At 64.7% G+C, this 14,559-nt stretch carries 14 protein-coding genes and 1 rRNA gene; 13 read left to right on the top strand and 2 right to left on the bottom strand.

The annotated features are described in order from the left end of the window. The first annotated feature begins 138 nt into the window (after positions 1–138). Together rrf and JI739_RS24715 are read left to right on the top strand one after the other, a co-directional pair. Positions 139–251: ribosomal RNA gene (gene rrf, locus JI739_RS15625) — 5S ribosomal RNA — on the top strand. A gap of 123 nt (positions 252–374) precedes the next feature. Continuing rightward, positions 375–1,355 carry an esterase/lipase family protein gene (locus JI739_RS24715; RefSeq protein ID WP_201684863.1) on the top strand — a complete coding sequence of 327 codons (981 nt, stop codon included), beginning with the start codon at positions 375–377 and terminating at the stop codon, positions 1,353–1,355. Between the two features lie 53 nt (positions 1,356–1,408). On the opposite strand, the gene hppD is transcribed toward JI739_RS24715, so the two are convergent. Continuing rightward, on the bottom strand, positions 1,409–2,551 hold the full coding sequence (gene hppD / locus JI739_RS15615) for a 4-hydroxyphenylpyruvate dioxygenase (RefSeq protein WP_201684839.1): 1,143 nt from the start codon (positions 2,549–2,551) through the stop codon (positions 1,409–1,411). Between the two features lie 113 nt (positions 2,552–2,664). Between hppD and JI739_RS15610 the strand changes: the two genes are divergently transcribed. The 9 genes from JI739_RS15610 to JI739_RS15570 all read left to right on the top strand — a co-directional run bounded on the left by JI739_RS15610 (position 2,665) and on the right by JI739_RS15570 (position 11,671). Further along, complete coding sequence (locus JI739_RS15610) at positions 2,665–3,168, top strand: Lrp/AsnC family transcriptional regulator (RefSeq protein ID WP_435531613.1); 504 nt, start codon at positions 2,665–2,667, stop codon at positions 3,166–3,168. A 13-nt stretch (positions 3,169–3,181) separates the two neighbouring features. Next, entirely contained in the window at positions 3,182–3,838 is a 657-nt protein-coding gene (locus JI739_RS15605; protein ID WP_201684838.1) for a GNAT family N-acetyltransferase, read from the top strand. A 90-nt stretch (positions 3,839–3,928) separates the two neighbouring features. Next, positions 3,929–4,822, top strand: coding sequence for a CorC family transporter (locus JI739_RS15600; protein WP_201684837.1), 894 nt, complete (start codon positions 3,929–3,931; stop codon positions 4,820–4,822). Continuing rightward, positions 4,822–6,339 carry an apolipoprotein N-acyltransferase gene (gene lnt / locus JI739_RS15595; protein ID WP_201684836.1) on the top strand — a complete coding sequence of 506 codons (1,518 nt, stop codon included), beginning with the start codon at positions 4,822–4,824 and terminating at the stop codon, positions 6,337–6,339. Before JI739_RS15600 ends, lnt begins: the two co-directional genes overlap by 1 nt. Before the next feature lie 54 nt (positions 6,340–6,393). Beyond that, entirely contained in the window at positions 6,394–7,299 is a 906-nt protein-coding gene (gene glyQ, locus JI739_RS15590; protein ID WP_201684835.1) for a glycine--tRNA ligase subunit alpha, read from the top strand. A 4-nt stretch (positions 7,300–7,303) separates the two neighbouring features. Continuing rightward, positions 7,304–9,418 carry a glycine--tRNA ligase subunit beta gene (gene glyS, locus JI739_RS15585; RefSeq protein ID WP_201684834.1) on the top strand — a complete coding sequence of 705 codons (2,115 nt, stop codon included), beginning with the start codon at positions 7,304–7,306 and terminating at the stop codon, positions 9,416–9,418. Positions 9,419–9,420: 2 nt separating this feature from the next. After that, positions 9,421–9,981 (top strand): D-glycero-beta-D-manno-heptose 1,7-bisphosphate 7-phosphatase, encoded by a 561-nt coding sequence (gene gmhB, locus JI739_RS15580; protein ID WP_201684833.1) that lies wholly within the window; start codon positions 9,421–9,423, stop codon positions 9,979–9,981. Between the two features lie 11 nt (positions 9,982–9,992). After that, positions 9,993–10,766, top strand: coding sequence for a lysophospholipid acyltransferase family protein (locus tag JI739_RS15575; RefSeq protein WP_201684832.1), 774 nt, complete (start codon positions 9,993–9,995; stop codon positions 10,764–10,766). Next, on the top strand, positions 10,763–11,671 hold the full coding sequence (locus JI739_RS15570) for a M48 family metallopeptidase (protein ID WP_201684831.1): 909 nt from the start codon (positions 10,763–10,765) through the stop codon (positions 11,669–11,671). Before JI739_RS15575 ends, JI739_RS15570 begins: the two co-directional genes overlap by 4 nt. Positions 11,672–11,683: 12 nt before the next feature. Here the strand turns inward: JI739_RS15570 and JI739_RS15565 are convergent, their stop codons facing one another. Continuing rightward, a complete protein-coding gene (locus JI739_RS15565; protein ID WP_201684830.1) occupies positions 11,684–12,739 on the bottom strand; it encodes an MBL fold metallo-hydrolase in 1,056 nt (351 codons plus the stop codon). 143 nt (positions 12,740–12,882) lie between these two features. On the opposite strand from JI739_RS15565, the gene JI739_RS15560 reads away from it, so the two are divergent. Both JI739_RS15560 and JI739_RS15555 read left to right on the top strand, forming a co-directional pair. Further along, positions 12,883–13,305, top strand: a complete 423-nt coding sequence (locus JI739_RS15560) for a MerR family transcriptional regulator (RefSeq protein ID WP_201684829.1) — start codon at positions 12,883–12,885, stop codon at positions 13,303–13,305. Positions 13,306–13,380: 75 nt separating this feature from the next. Further along, positions 13,381–14,559 carry an isovaleryl-CoA dehydrogenase gene (locus tag JI739_RS15555; protein ID WP_201684828.1) on the top strand — a complete coding sequence of 393 codons (1,179 nt, stop codon included), beginning with the start codon at positions 13,381–13,383 and terminating at the stop codon, positions 14,557–14,559.

Genomic DNA, 14,559 nt, shown 5'->3' with positions numbered 1-14,559 from the left:
TAATTGCTCGTGCGGCTTGACCCTATAACTTTGATCAAACGATCAAGGCTTATGCTAAAAGGTTGATCGCAATCAAACAAAGCTGATTGGCTCTATGAATTGGTCTTGCTGGCAATGCCGACAGGACAAAAAGTTATGCCTGATGACCATAGCGAGGTGGTACCACTCCTTCCCATCCCGAACAGGACAGTGAAACGCCTCTGCGCCGATGATAGTGCGGATTCCCGTGTGAAAGTAGGACATCGTCAGGCTATTAATCCAGCCCAAAAAGCCCCGACCTCTCAAGAGGCGGGGCTTTTTGCTTTTGGTCAAACCACAGACAGGGTCTACTCCCTTGTTTGTTCTTGATCTCACTTCCCTTGGGTAAGTCGCGGATGCCTCCTCGATCTTCGGTGGCTCGGATTCAACAGATCGCGGTTGTGACCACACTAGCCGCGGCAGCGATTTGGGTTGCCCTCGTTCTGCCGGTTTCTTTGTTCGGCGCGGCGCTGGGAGCGTTAGCTATCGTGTGTTGGCATTCTTGGGTGTTAGGTGTCGAGTTCCTCCTTCAAGCGTACATCGCAATAGATGATCCTGCTCCTCGCGCAACCGGAAGGCAGCGCCTGCGGGCTTGGGCGGTTGAAACGGTCGATGCTCTCAGAGTGTTTGGTTGGCGTCAGCCGTTCCAATGGCGTGCCATCGACGATCAATTGGTCTCTCTCCAAGCAAGTCGAACTGGGGTCGTCTTCATACATGGATTCGGATGCAATAGGGGATTCTGGAGTCCGTGGATGCGGCGCCTTCAGGGGTCGGGACGGAGATTTGAGGCAATCAACCTTGAGCCGCCATTCGGATCCATAGACGAATACGCAGTCAGCCTGGAAGCCGCTGTCACGCGCGTCACGCGTGCTTCGGGCGGTGCCCCGCCGATATTGATCTGCCATAGCATGGGGGGCCTTGTTGTCCGTACTTGGCTCCGTTCGCAAAGTTCGACCACCTCCATAGCGCGGGTGATCACGATCGCGACACCGCACCAAGGAACTTGGCTTGCTCGGTTTGGTCTCGCGACCAATGCGCGGCAAATGAGAATAGGAAGCGCCTGGATGACGAGCCTTCAGCGGGATTGGTCCTCCCATCCGGCCCAACTTTTCACCTGCTGGTACTCGAACTGTGACAACGTAGTCATGCCGCCATCTTCGGCAACCTTGCCAGGCGCTGACAACCGCTTTGTGCCGGGTGCTGCGCATGTGGAACTAGCGTTCTGTGAGGACGTGATTGCGGGTAGCCTCGCCTTGCTTGATAGTTGCGATCGGGTGCCAGACCCGTTAAGTCGTAGTTCCGAGGGCGCCCAAGAGCAGGTTCGCTCTCGATACTGATGACGCCGCTGAATGACACAGGCCTTCACCTCAGCCGCGACCATGACAACCCGTTAGGCTTCTCTCCTGCCCAAGACGCCTCGCCGCATCTGATCAAGCTCCATGGTCTCGAACAGTGCCTTGAAGTTGCCTTCGCCAAAGCCCTCATTTCCTTTACGCTGGATAAACTCGAAGAAGATGGGGCCAAGTTGATTTTCACTGAAGATCTGCAGGAGCAACTCACCGTGCCGGCCATCCACGAGAATGTTGCGCTGCTTTAGCGCCGGGATGTCTTCCTGAAGCCCCGCAATTCGGGTGGGTAGCAGTTCGTAATAGGTGTCGCTGGTGTTGAGCAGCTTCACTCCTGCCATCTGCAGGGCATCGACGGTGTCGTACAAGTTGCTCGATCCCAGCGCGATGTGCTGGATGCCCTCGCCGTGGTACTTGTCCAGGTACTCTTGGATTTGGCCAGATTTCTCGTTGCCTTCTTCGTTGATGGGAATGCGGATCTTGCCGCATGGGCTGGTCATGGCCTTGCTCTTGACGCCAGTCGCTTGGCCTTCGATGTCGAAATAGCGGACCTCACGGAAGTTGAAAAGACGCTCGTAAAACTCCGCCCATTCCAACATCCGACCGCGATGTACGTTGTGCGTCAGGTGATCGATATAGGTGAGGCCGAAACCGACCGGATTGAGTGCACCGGCGCCGTGTGCGTCTGGAAGCGGCTCGAAGTCCACGTCGTAGAAGCCGATATTGCCGATGTCTCCTTCGGCGGCCCTGTTCTTGCCGCGCCAACGATCCACAAGGTAGATAAGGCTGTCGCCGATCCCTTTGATGGCGGGAATATTCAACTCCCCCGGCCCAGCTTGGCCGGCATACCCCCATGCCCCCAGGGAAATGGCCCGCTCGTAAGCCGCTTTGGCGTCCTGTACACGGAAGGCGATGGCGCAAATGCTCGGCCCGTGGAGGCGCGCAAATCGTTGAGCGAAAGAGTCAGGTTCTGCGTTGAGGATGAAGTTGATGCCGCCCTGCCGATATAGCACGACGTTCTTGTGTCGATGTCGGGCAATGGCTTCAAAACCCATGCGTTCGAATAGCTCCCCCATCGCCTTCGGGTCCGGGGCGGCGTACTCGATGAACTCAAAGCCATCTGTTCCCATGGGGTTGTCCCAGCCCGAAGAATCTTGGCTGAGGGATTCAGGCGGTGCGGCGGTCATGTCGTTTCTCACTAGGAATGATCGGCACACTGTAGCTGCGGGAAATGACACTATTCGTGCGCGCAGGTGACAGATTATGAGTCGCCGCGCACGTTTTTTGCGCCGAAGCCTGTATGCTCCGCAACCGCATGTCACCTATCGAAGCTCAGCCAATCGACAAACTCGATATCGCCATCTTGCGGTGCCTGCAGGGAAATGGCCGCGAGACCTACGAGGTGATTGGAGAGCGTGTGGGGCTGTCTGCCAGTGCCGTACTGCGCCGGGTCAAGCGTCTAGAAGAAGTCGGGATCATCGATCGATATGTCGCCCTTGTGCGGCCCGAGGCCGTCGGATTGGGGCTGACGGCGTACCTCAACGTTCGATTGGAAAAGCACACCGAGAGCCACAAGCGCAACCCGATGGACCTCTTCCGTGCCAGCGTGCAGTCCTGGCCTGAAGTGGTGGAGTGCGTCGCTCTGACAGGCGACATGGACTACCTGCTGCGCGTGGTTGTCGAAGACATGGCCCACTACAGCCGTTTCATCATGGACACGCTGCTAAAGCATCCGAGCGTCCAGGACTGCAAGACCAGCTTTGTGCTCGACCGCGTCAAGGCCACCACCGCCGTTCCCCTTTGATCCATCGCAGCTCATGAAGCCCGCATCGGACAAGCCGTTCACGCCGATCGTGGTTCCCATCCGCTCACTGGGGCCCGCCCATCGCGCGCGAATCGCCGAACACCTGCTGTCGCTGGATGCCCGCGACCGCTACCTTCGTTTCGGGTATGTCGCCACCGACGACCAGGTGCAGCGTTACACCGCGGGCATCGATTTCGACCGCGACGAGATATTTGGCATTTACAACCGGCGTCTGGAACTCATCGCCGTCGCCCACCTCGCCTTTGCAAGTGACTCGGCATTTCCTGGCTGCGCTGAGTTCGGTGTCTCCGTCGTCGCCAAAGCGCGAGGCCGGGGCTATGGGTCGCGCCTGTTCGAACGTGCCGTCATGCATGCGCGTAACGAAGGCGTTGAGCTGCTCTTCGTCCACGCCTTGAGCGAAAACGCGGCCATGCTCAAGATTGCACGCAAGGCGGGCGCCGCGCTGCAGCGCGAGGGCTCGGAAACCGAGGCCTACCTGCGCGTTCCGCCCGCCACCCTGGACAGCCGGCTCGGCGAGCTTTTCGATGAGCAACTCGCCCAGACCGACTACCAGCTCAAGCGCCAGGCGCGCAACTTCTGGAATTTTCTTGCCGGTGTACAGGAGGTTCGCCAGGGCGTTCGCGAAGCGCGTCACAAGTCCGGCGTTTGATCCGTTCGCCGCATTCGTAGCGAAGAGGAGCGGGACGGGATTGGGCTATCCTAGACGTCCCTCAACGACCGCACGTCCTGCACCCCGGCTGTGTCCGACCCCCATCCAGCGCGAACCTCTCTTGAGCGGGAGGACAAGCGCACGTTCCTGCAGAAGCTTGCCGAATTCATCCATCCTGGCCCGGACTCAAGAGCCGAGCTGATCGAAACGCTGGCCGACGCCGAGGAAAACGACATCATCGGACCCGACGCCCGGGTGATGCTCGAAGGTGTGATCCGCATGGCCGACCTCACGGCTGGCGAAGTGATGGTGGCCGCACCCCGCATGGACATGGTCAACATCGACTGGCCCTACGAGGACATTCTCAACCTGGTGATTGAAACGGCGCACTCGCGCTTCCCGGTTTACGAAGACGACCGCGAAAACATCATCGGCATCTTGTTGGCCAAGGATCTCCTCAAGCTGCAGCGAGCGCCGTCGCTCAACGTCCGTGCGTTGCTGCGCCCAGCCTCCTTTATTCCAGAAAGCAAGGGGCTGAACGACCTGCTGCGCGAGTTCCGCGGCAATAGAAATCATCAGGCGATCGTCATCGACGAGTTCGGCCGTGTGGCCGGCCTGATCACCATTGAAGACGTGCTCGAGCAGATCGTCGGCGAAATCGAGGACGAGTTCGACATCGTCGAGGATGAAGGCGACATCTTCGCGCTGGCCGACCGGACCTACCGCGTCAGCGGTGACACCAGCATCGAGCGTGTCAACGAGTCGTTCGGAGTCGACCTGCGCGCGTTCGTCCACGAGGAAGGCGATAACGAGCACCGCTTCGAAACCATCGGCGGACTGATCGCCCACGAGATGGGCCACGTGCCACGCCGTGGTGAGCACACCACCTTGGGCGGGCTCAACTTCATCGTCCTGCACACCAAGGCGGGTGCCGTGCGCTGGTTCAAGGTCTCGCCGGTCGTTGACGGCGACAACACCGGCTGATGCAGCGGCTGCGTCAGCTGCTGCCCTGGATCCTGGCGGTCGTCGCTGGCCTGGCGCAGGCCGCCTCCATCGCGACCCCTTGGAGCGGCCAACCTTTGTGGTGGCTGCAGTTGCTCTCGCTGTCGATGCTGGTTGGGCTCCTGCTGCGGCAATCCTCTGTTCGCCGTGGTGCCCTGCTGGGTTGGCTCTTCGCCACCTGCTGGCTTGCCGGGACTTGGTGGTGGCTGTTCATCTCCATGCACGTCTACGGCGGGCTGTCGGCGCCGCTGGCGGCACTGGCGGTGCTGGTCTTGGCCGCCTTCCTGGGCACGTACTACGCAGGTGCCGCGGCCTTGTTTGTCGCGGTGGGCCGGAGGGGCGCCTGGCAGGCGGCGTTCATCTGGGCGGGTGCCTGGCTGCTCGCAGAACTGATGCGAGGCGTCTTCTTCACTGGCTTTCCGTGGGGGGCCTCCGGCTACGCGCACGTCGAAGGGCCGCTCGCAGCCATGGCGCCCTGGATCGGCGCCTATGGCATCGCCTTCGTCGCTGCGCTGCTGGCGGGACTGCTCGGCGCCCTTGTGCGTCGAGGGCGCCCGGCCTGGCACGGTGCGGTCGCCGCCCCCGCGGTGTTGCTGGCGGTGATCGCCTTGCCGGATGTCGAGGCCGGGCAGCCGGGCGCTCGGCTGTCTGTCGCGCTTCTCCAGGGCAACATTCCGCAGGACGAGAAGTTCGAACAAGGCAGCGGGATTCCCCTGGCCCTCGAGTGGTACGCAAAGCAACTGCGCACTGCTGAAGCCAGCCTGGTGGTGGCGCCCGAAACGGCCATTCCGCTGCTGCCCGACGATCTACCCCAGGGATATCTGGCCGACGTTGCCCAGCGCTTCACTCGAGGGCGGCAGGCCGCATTGATCGGCATGCCGCTGGGAAGCCTGGAAGCGGGCTACACCAACTCCGTCATTGGCGTGCGCCAGGGTGCCGAGGTCTACCGGTTCGACAAGCACCACCTTGTGCCGTTTGGTGAGTTCATTCCCCCGCTGTTCCGCTGGTTCACCGACCTCATGCGCATCCCGCTGGGGGATTTCAACCGGGGCGCGGTCGGCCAGCCGTCCTTCGAATGGCAGGGCCAGCGGCTTGCGCCGAATGTCTGCTACGAAGACCTGTTCGGCGAAGAACTGGCGGCCCGTTTCGTCGACCCGGCGCGTGCGCCCACCATCTTCGTGAACGTGAGCAACATCGGCTGGTTCGGCAATACCGTGGCCATCGACCAGCACCTGCACATCAGCCGCATGCGCGCCCTCGAATTCCAGCGGCCGGTGATCCGTGCCACCAACACCGGCGCCACGGCGATCATCGATCATCGCGGCACGGTGACGCACCTGCTGCCCCGGTACACGCGCGGCGTATTGACCGGGGAAGTGCAGGGCCGAGAGGGCCTCACCCCCTTCGCGCGCTGGGCCTCGACTTGGGGGCTGGCGCCGCTCTGGCTGGTGGGCGCGTTGGTCTTGCTCGCCGCAGCTTTCCCGCGCCGGCGGCGCTGAGGCCGCGCCCCGGCTCCAGGCGGTCGCCTATGGGGCCCCTCTTAAAATCGCGTGATGCTCACCTTCCAGCAAATCATCCTGAAGCTGCAGGCCTATTGGGACGCACAGGGCTGCGCGTTGCTTCAGCCCTATGACATGGAGGTCGGCGCCGGCACCTCGCACACGGCCACGTTCCTGCGCGCACTCGGCCCCGAACCCTGGAAGGCCGCCTATGTGCAGCCGAGCCGCCGACCGAAGGACGGCCGCTACGGTGAAAATCCCAACCGGCTCCAGCACTACTACCAGTACCAGGTGGTACTCAAGCCCGCGCCGGCCAACATCCTGGACCTCTACCTGGGCTCGCTGGAGGCGCTGGGATTCGATCTCAAGAAGAACGACATCCGCTTTGTCGAAGACGACTGGGAGAACCCGACGCTGGGCGCCTGGGGTTTGGGCTGGGAGGTCTGGCTCAACGGCATGGAGGTGACGCAGTTCACCTATTTCCAGCAGGTCGGTGGCATCGACTGCAAGCCCATCACTGGCGAAATCACCTACGGCCTGGAGCGGCTGGCCATGTACCTGCAGGGCGTCGACAACGTCTACAAGTTGCAATGGACGCACGATCTCAGCTACGGCGACGTCTACCTGCAGAACGAGAAGGAGCAATCGGCCTACAACTTCGAACACAGCGACGCCGACTTCCTCTTCGCCGCCTTCACCGCGCACGAGAAGCAGGCTAGGCACCTCATGGAACAGCAGCTCGCGCTGCCGGCCTACGAACAGGTGCTCAAGGCCGCCCACAGCTTCAATTTGCTCGACGCACGCGGGGCGATCAGCGTCACCGAGCGCGCCGCGTACATCGGCCGCATCCGCAACCTGGCTCGCGGCGTGGCCCAGAGCTACTACGAAAGTCGCGAGCGACAGGGCTTTCCAATGGCGCCGCCCGAGTGGGTGGCGCAGCTGTCCAGGAAGGCCGCCTGAATCCATGAAGAAGACCACCGACAACCTCCTGGTCGAGCTGTTCGTCGAGGAACTGCCGCCCAAGGCCCTGAAGAAACTGGGTCGGGCTTTCGCCGACGGCCTGTTCGAGCAACTGCGCGCCCAGGGACTGACCACGGATGCCTCCGTCGCGACGCCGTTCGCCTCGCCCCGACGACTGGCCGTGCATGTCAGCGAGGTGGCCCCGCAGGCCGCCGATCGCGCCGTCTCCCACAAGCTCATGCCGGTCAGCGTGGGACTGGATGCGTCGGGCCAGCCGACCCCTGCGCTGCTCAAGAAACTGCAGGCCTTGGGCGTGGATGCGCGTGCCGTACCCGAGTTGCGGCGCGCGATCGACGGCAAGGCCGAGGCCCTGTTCCATGACAGCCAGGTGCGCGGCGCCACGCTGGCCGAGGGCCTGCAAGCGGCCTTGGGCGAGGCACTCGAGCGTCTTCCCATTCCGAAGGTGATGACCTATCAGCTGGCCGACGGCTGGACCGACGTGAAGTTCGTGCGGCCCGCGCATTCGCTGCTGGCGCTGCATGGCAGCCAGGTCGTGCCTGTGCGCGCGCTCGGACTGGCCGCCGGTGACACCACCCATGGGCATCGCTTCGAGGCGAAGGCCCGGGTGCTGCGAGTGCCGCATGCCGATCGCTATGCCGACGTGCTCGCCGGCGAAGGCGCGGTCATCGCCAGCTTCGAAGAGCGCCGCGCCGACATCCAGCGCCAGCTCGCGCTGGCGGCCGAGCGCGTGGGTGGTGGCGTCCGCCCGATCGAGGACGACGACCTGCTCGACGAGGTCACCGGGCTGGTCGAGCGGCCCTGCGTCCTCGTGTGCGAGTTCGAGAGCGAGTTCCTCGGCGTGCCTCAGGAATGCCTCATCCTCACGATGAAGGCCAACCAGAAGTACTTCCCGTTGCTCGATGCGCAGGGCCGCCTCACCAACCGGTTCCTGGTGGTGAGCAACATCCGCCCGGACGACCCATCCGCGGTGATCCAGGGTAACGAGCGCGTGGTCCGCCCGCGGCTGGCCGATGCCAAGTTCTTTTTCGACCAGGACCGCAAGAAGCCGTTGTCCACTCGCGCAGAGGGATTGGCGCGTGTCGTCTATCACAACAAGCTCGGCACCCAGGGCCAGCGCATCGAGCGGGTTCGCGAGCTGGCGCAGGTCATCGGCGCCAAGCTCGGCGACGACCACCTCGCTTGGCAGGCCGATCTCGCCGCGAGCCTGGCCAAGGCCGACCTGCTCACCGACATGGTGGGTGAGTTCCCCGAGCTGCAGGGCATCATGGGGCGCTACTACGCCCAGGCGGAAGGCATCGAGGCCGAAGTCGCCGACGCCATCGAGGACCACTACAAGCCCCGCTTTGCCGGTGACAGCCTGCCGCGCGGCCGCACGGGCCTGGTGCTGGCGCTGGCCGACAAGCTCGAGACGCTGGCCGGCCTGTTTGCCATCGGCCAGCTGCCCACGGGGGACAAGGACCCGTTCGCCCTGAGGCGTCATGCCCTCGGCATGGTCCGCATCCTGATGGAGCGCGACCTGCCGCTCGCGCCCACGGAACTGGTCAGCGCCGCGGTCGGCCTGTTTCCGCAGGCAGCGCCCGATACTGCATCGCTCCTGGCCGACTTCATCTACGAGCGCTTGGCTGGCCTGCTGCGCGAGCAGGGCTACAGCGCGCAGGAGGTCGAGGCCGTGCTGGCCCTCAAGCCGCAGCGCCTGGGCGACATCGCCCGACGGCTCGCCGCCGTGCGCGCCTTCGCCGGATTGCCCGAGGCGCCCGCGCTCGCCGCGGCCAACAAGCGGATCGGCAACATTCTCAAGAAGGCCGACGAGCCGGTGCAGCCGCAAGTCGACACCGCGCTGCTGCAACAGGAGCCCGAACAGGCCCTGCATGCGGCCACCCTGCGCCTGTCGGCCGAGGCCGACCAGCGTTTCGATGCCGGCGACTACACCGGCGCGTTGCAGACCCTGGCGGCGCTGCGAGCGCCGGTCGACACTTTCTTCGACCGTGTCATGGTCAACGCCGAAGACCCGGCGCTCAGGCGCAACCGCCTGGGCTTGCTCGCCACGCTGCACCAAGCCATGAACCGCGTCGCGGACCTGTCGCGCCTGGCGAGCTGAGCATGAAGCTGGTCATCCTGGATCGCGACGGCACCATCAACGCAGACAGCGACGAGTTCATCAAATCGCCCGAGGAGTGGGAGCCGCTGCCGGGCGCGCTCGAAGCCATCGCGCGGCTCAACCACGCGGGCTGGCATGTGGCCGTGGCGTCGAACCAGTCGGGGCTGGGCCGTGGCCTGTTCGACCTGGGCGCCCTCAACGCCATGCACGCGAAGATGAACCGCATGCTGTCGGCCGTTGGCGGCCGCATTGATGCGGTCTTCTTCTGTCCGCACACGCCCGACGACAACTGCCGCTGCCGCAAGCCGTCTCCTGGCTTGTTCGAGCAGATCGCCGAACGCTTTGGTGTCGAGCTCAAGGGCGTGCCGGTGGTCGGCGACGCGCCGCGCGACCTGCAGGCCGGCGCAGTGCTCGGCTGCGAACCGCACCTGGTGCTGACCGGAAAGGGCGCCCGCTGGCGGGGGCAGCCGCTGGGTGGCGATTTCCCCTCGGGCACCCGCGTGCACGAGGACCTGTCCGCCTTCGTCGAGCACCTGATCGCCCACCAGCCCGACGCCCGTTGAGGAAAGCCTCCATGTTCGATTTCGTGCGTTCGTCCTTGCACGCCTTGTGGATGTTGGTCACCGTCATCCCGTATGGCATTGCCGTGCTGGTTGCGTCGCTGTGGCAGCGCGGCGAGCCCTTGTACTGGATTGCCGCGAGTTGGCTGCGGCTGGCCGTGCAGGGCGCCCGCGTGATCTGCGGCATCCAGGTGCGCGTGAGCGGGATGGACAACCTGCCCGTCGGACAGACCAGCCCCGCGGTGCTGCTGGTCAAGCACCAGTCCACCTTCGAGACCTTCCTCATGCCCACGCTCATGCCGCATCCCCTGGCCTACGTGTTCAAGAAGGAACTGCTGCAGATTCCGTTCTTCGGCTGGGCGATGTCACGGCTGGACATGATCCATATCGACCGCAGCCAGCGGGCGCAGGCATTCGTCAAGGTCGTGGCCCAGGGCCGTCGCCTGCTGGAGCAGGGCACCTGGATCATCATGTTCCCGGAGGGCACACGTGTGGCGCGGGGCGAAGCTGGCGCCTACAAGTCCGGCGGCACGAGACTGGCCATTGAAACCGGCGCACCGGTCATTCCTATCGCGGTCACGTCGGCACGCTGCTGGCCGCGCAGGGCCTTCGTCAAGCGCGCCGGCGTCGTCGATGTCTCCATCGGCCCGGCCATCCCCAGCGTCGGTCGGCAGCCCGATGAACTGATGCGGGAAGTCCAGGGCTGGATCGAGTCCGAGATGCGGCGGCTCGACCCGCAAGCCTACGGCGCGGCAGACGGCTCGGGCCTTCAGCCGAGGGACGCGTGAAGGGACTCGTACAGCTGGCCCTCGACCTCTTCGAGGACGATCCGCCACCCGCTGAGCGCATCGACAAGCCGCCGCGACCGGCGCCGCCGGTCCCGGCGGCCGCCCCTGCCCTGCCCATCGCCAGCGTTCTGCAGCCCGCTGTCTTCCGCCACCCCAAAGCCGATCGGCACACCGTCCTGGGAGAGGTCCGCGTTGCCTACGAGTTGCGGCGCGCGCGGCGGCGCCACATCGGTTTCTTGGTCGGCCCGGAAGGCCTGACGGTGAGTGCCCCGCGGTGGGTGCCGCTGTACGAGATCGAAGCCGCTTTGCAGAAGAAGGCCGGCTGGATCGTGCGCAAGCTGGTCGAGATGCGCGATCGCGACCAGCGGCGCGAGGCGGGGCGCATCGAATGGCGTGACGGCGCGAGTCTTCCCTTCCTGGGCGAGCCGGTCCGCATCGTGCTGGATGCCCGTGCCAGCAGCCTCGCTCCCGGCGGCCTGCTGCGTCCTGCCGCAGGGGCCACCGCCGGCCCGCCCGACCTGCAGCTGCACCTTGCGCTGCCGCAACAGGCCGAGCCGGGGCAGATCCGTGATGCCGTCCAGGCCTGGTTGATGCGCCAGGCCACGCGTGTGTTCAACGAGCGGCTGGCCCACTTCGCGCCCTTGCTCGGCGTGCGGTGGAGCAAGCTCACGCTGAGCAGCGCCAGCACGCGGTGGGGCTCGGCGCACAGCAACGGCTCCATCCGCCTTAACTGGCGCCTCATCCACTTTCGACTGCCGATCATCGATTACGTGGTGGCGCACGAGCTCAGCCATCTTCGAGTGATGGACCACAGCCCGCGCTTCTGGGAAACCGTGGGCAGCGTGGTGCCCGACTACGCGCACCTGCGCTCGCAGTTGCGAGCCGATCCGCTGCCGCCCTGGTAGACGTCGATTCGGTCAGGCGGCGCGAAACCGCCAGACACCGGCCTCATCGCGTTCCCGCAGCAGTCGGCCCGCGAACCACAGCGCATGCAGGTGCGCCACGGCTTCGCCCATGGCGAAGGTGGTCTGGTGCAGGTCGAGCGAGCGCTTGAACAGCACCGGCACCATGTCGGCGGCGCTGCCGGGCCGCTCCTGGCAGGCCTTCAGCACCTCGTCCAGGCGCTCGCGGTGGTGCTGCTCCAGCTGCGCGATGCGCTGGTGCAGGCCCATGAACGGCTTGCCATGCGAGGGCAACACCAGCGTGTCGGCGGGCAGCTCGCGCAGGCGCGCAATCGAATCGAGGAACGCCGGCAGCGGATTCGACTCCGGCTCCACCTCGTGCACGCTGATGTTGGTCGAAATGCGCGGCAGCATCATGTCGCCGGAGATCAGCAGGCCCAGCTCCTCGCAATGCAGCGAGATGTGTTCCGGCGCGTGTCCATACCCGCTCAGGCAGCGCCAGTCGCGCCCGCCGATACGCAGGCGCAGCCCGTCGCGCAGCCGCTCGAAACCGGATGGCACGGCCGGCACCATGCTGCTGTAGTAGCCCGCGCGTGCCCGCACCTTGTCCACCGCGTCCGGGTCGCTAAGGCCATGCGCGGCAAAAAAGCTGGCCGCCCCCTGGCCGCCGAAGCCGGTGGTGCTGGCCGAGCCCACGCGGGCCGCGTAGTAGTCGGTCGCGCTGATCCAGAGTCGGCATTGCCAGCGCTCGCACAACCAGGCAGCCAGTCCGACGTGGTCGGGATGCATGTGGGTCACGATCACTCGCAGGATGGGCAGGCCCTCCAGCTCCGTGGCGAACACCTGCTCCCACTGTGCCTTGGCCTCGTCCCGCGCGATGCAGCAGTCGACCACGCTCCAGCCTTCACGGCCATCGAGTTCGTCGCGCAGCAGCCAGAGGTTGATGTGGTCCAGCGCGAAGGGTAGGCTCATGCGCACCCAGCGTACGCCGGTGGCGATCTCCAGGCTGCGGCCGGGCTGCGGCAGCTGGTCGCCGAAGGGATAGGACAGCTGTTGTTCGAGGGGGTTCATGCAAGGGGCGTGGGACTTGGATGACAGGCTGGAAATCGTGCGGGAAGCCGGCCGTGGCGCGATTGACGTTGACGTAAACGTCAGCTGTAATGCGCTTCATTCTAGGCGCCGTCAACTCCGCCGGGCCTGTCCCGATCCCCTTCATGGCCACCCCCGTCACCTACACCATCAGCGATCTCGCCCGCGAGTTCGACCTGACCACGCGAGCCATCCGCTTCTATGAGGACATGGGCCTGCTGCAACCCCAGCGCAGCGGCCCCGGCGGCCGCAACCGCATCTACGGTCCGCGCGACCGCACCCGACTCAAGCTCACGCTGCGCGCCAAGCGCCTCGGCCTGTCGCTGTCCGAGGCGCGCGAGCTGATCGACATGTACGACAGCCCGCGCGATACGGGACCGCAGCTGAAGAAATTCCTCAACATCCTGGCCACGCACCGCTCGCAACTCGAAGAGCAGCTGGCCGAACTGCAGGCCAACCTCGACGAGGTCAAGGCGCACGAAAAGGAAACACGTGCGCTGCTGGCACGGCTGGAAAAGCCGTCGCGCAAAGTCAATGGTCATAATTGACGTTTACGTCAACGTCAAAGAGACGGCCCGAACCAGATCCGGTCACGGCTGTCCACATTTCAGGGAGAAGCTCGCATGAACCTGCCCGGCCTGAACCACCAGCTCGGCTCCGACGTCGAGGCGCTGCGCGACGCGGTGCACGCCTTTGCCCAGGCTGAAATCGCTCCGCGCGCCGCCGAGATCGATCGCAGCGATCGTTTCCCCATGGATCTCTGGCTAAAGATGGGCGAGCTTGGCGTGCTCGGCGTCACGGCGCCCGAGACGTACGGTGGCGCCGGCATGGGCTACCTGGCGCACATGATCGCCATGGAAGAGATCTCCCGCGCCTCCGCATCGGTGGGCCTGTCCTACGGCGCCCATTCCAACCTCTGCGTCAACCAGATCAACCGCAACGGCACCGAGGCGCAGAAGCGCAAGTACCTGCCGAAGCTGATCTCGGGTGAGCACGTGGGCGCGCTGGCGATGAGTGAGCCCGGGGCCGGCTCGGACGTCATCTCCATGAGGCTGCGCGCCGAGTTCAAGGCGGGCGCCTACCTCCTCAATGGCTCCAAGATGTGGATCACCAATGGGCCCGACGCCGACACGCTGGTCGTCTATGGCAAGACCGAGCCGGAACTCGGCGCGCGCGGCATCACGGCTTTCCTCATCGAGAAGGGCATGCCCGGCTTTTCGGTCGCCCAGAAGCTCGACAAGCTCGGCATGCGCGGTAGCCACACCGGCGAGTTGGTGTTCCAGAACGTCGAGGTGCCGCCCGAGAACGTGCTGGGTGGCGTGAACGCCGGAGCCAAGGTGCTGATGTCCGGCCTGGACTACGAACGCGCGGTGCTGGCCGCCGGGCCCATCGGCATCATGCAGTCGGTGATGGACCAGGTCATTCCCTACATCCACGAGCGCAAGCAGTTCGGCCAGAGCATCGGCGAGTTCCAGCTCATGCAGGGCAAGGTCGCCGACATGTACACCGTGCTGCAGGCGGCGCGCTCGTTCTGCTACACCGTCGGCAAGAACCTCGACCTGTTGGGCGCCGAGCATGTGCGGCAGGTTCGCAAGGACTGCGCCTCGGTCATCCTGTGGTGCGCCGAAAAGGCCACCTGGATGGCTGGCGAGGGCGTGCAGATTTTCGGGGGCAACGGCTACATCAACGACTATCCCCTGGGGCGTCTCTGGCGCGACGCCAAGCTGTACGAAATCGGCGCCGGCACCAGCGAGGTGCGGCGCATGCTGATCGGGCGAGAGTTGTTCGCCGAAACGGCCTGA

This window comes from Ramlibacter aurantiacus, assembly GCF_016722895.1.
GTDB lineage: Bacteria > Pseudomonadota > Gammaproteobacteria > Burkholderiales > Burkholderiaceae_C > Ramlibacter > Ramlibacter aurantiacus.
Note: the sequence above shows the minus strand (reverse complement) of the source record. Positions and strands in the feature narration are given on the sequence as shown.

Bases quoted from the DNA above. Each gene is read 5' to 3' on its own strand.
- JI739_RS24715 (WP_201684863.1), top strand. From the start codon at position 375: ATGCCTCCTCGATCTTCGGTGGCTCGGATTCAACAGATCGCGGTTGTG.
- glyQ (WP_201684835.1), top strand. From the start codon at position 6,394: ATGCTCACCTTCCAGCAAATCATCCTGAAGCTGCAGGCCTATTGGGAC.
- glyS (WP_201684834.1), top strand. From the start codon at position 7,304: ATGAAGAAGACCACCGACAACCTCCTGGTCGAGCTGTTCGTCGAGGAA.
- JI739_RS15605 (WP_201684838.1), top strand. From the start codon at position 3,182: ATGAAGCCCGCATCGGACAAGCCGTTCACGCCGATCGTGGTTCCCATC.
- JI739_RS15575 (WP_201684832.1), top strand. From the start codon at position 9,993: ATGTTCGATTTCGTGCGTTCGTCCTTGCACGCCTTGTGGATGTTGGTC.
- JI739_RS15565 (WP_201684830.1), bottom strand. From the start codon at position 12,739: ATGAACCCCCTCGAACAACAGCTGTCCTATCCCTTCGGCGACCAGCTG.
- JI739_RS15610 (WP_435531613.1), top strand. From the start codon at position 2,665: ATGCTCCGCAACCGCATGTCACCTATCGAAGCTCAGCCAATCGACAAA.
- gmhB (WP_201684833.1), top strand. From the start codon at position 9,421: ATGAAGCTGGTCATCCTGGATCGCGACGGCACCATCAACGCAGACAGC.
- JI739_RS15560 (WP_201684829.1), top strand. From the start codon at position 12,883: ATGGCCACCCCCGTCACCTACACCATCAGCGATCTCGCCCGCGAGTTC.
- JI739_RS15555 (WP_201684828.1), top strand. From the start codon at position 13,381: ATGAACCTGCCCGGCCTGAACCACCAGCTCGGCTCCGACGTCGAGGCG.
- hppD (WP_201684839.1), bottom strand. From the start codon at position 2,551: ATGACCGCCGCACCGCCTGAATCCCTCAGCCAAGATTCTTCGGGCTGG.
- lnt (WP_201684836.1), top strand. From the start codon at position 4,822: ATGCAGCGGCTGCGTCAGCTGCTGCCCTGGATCCTGGCGGTCGTCGCT.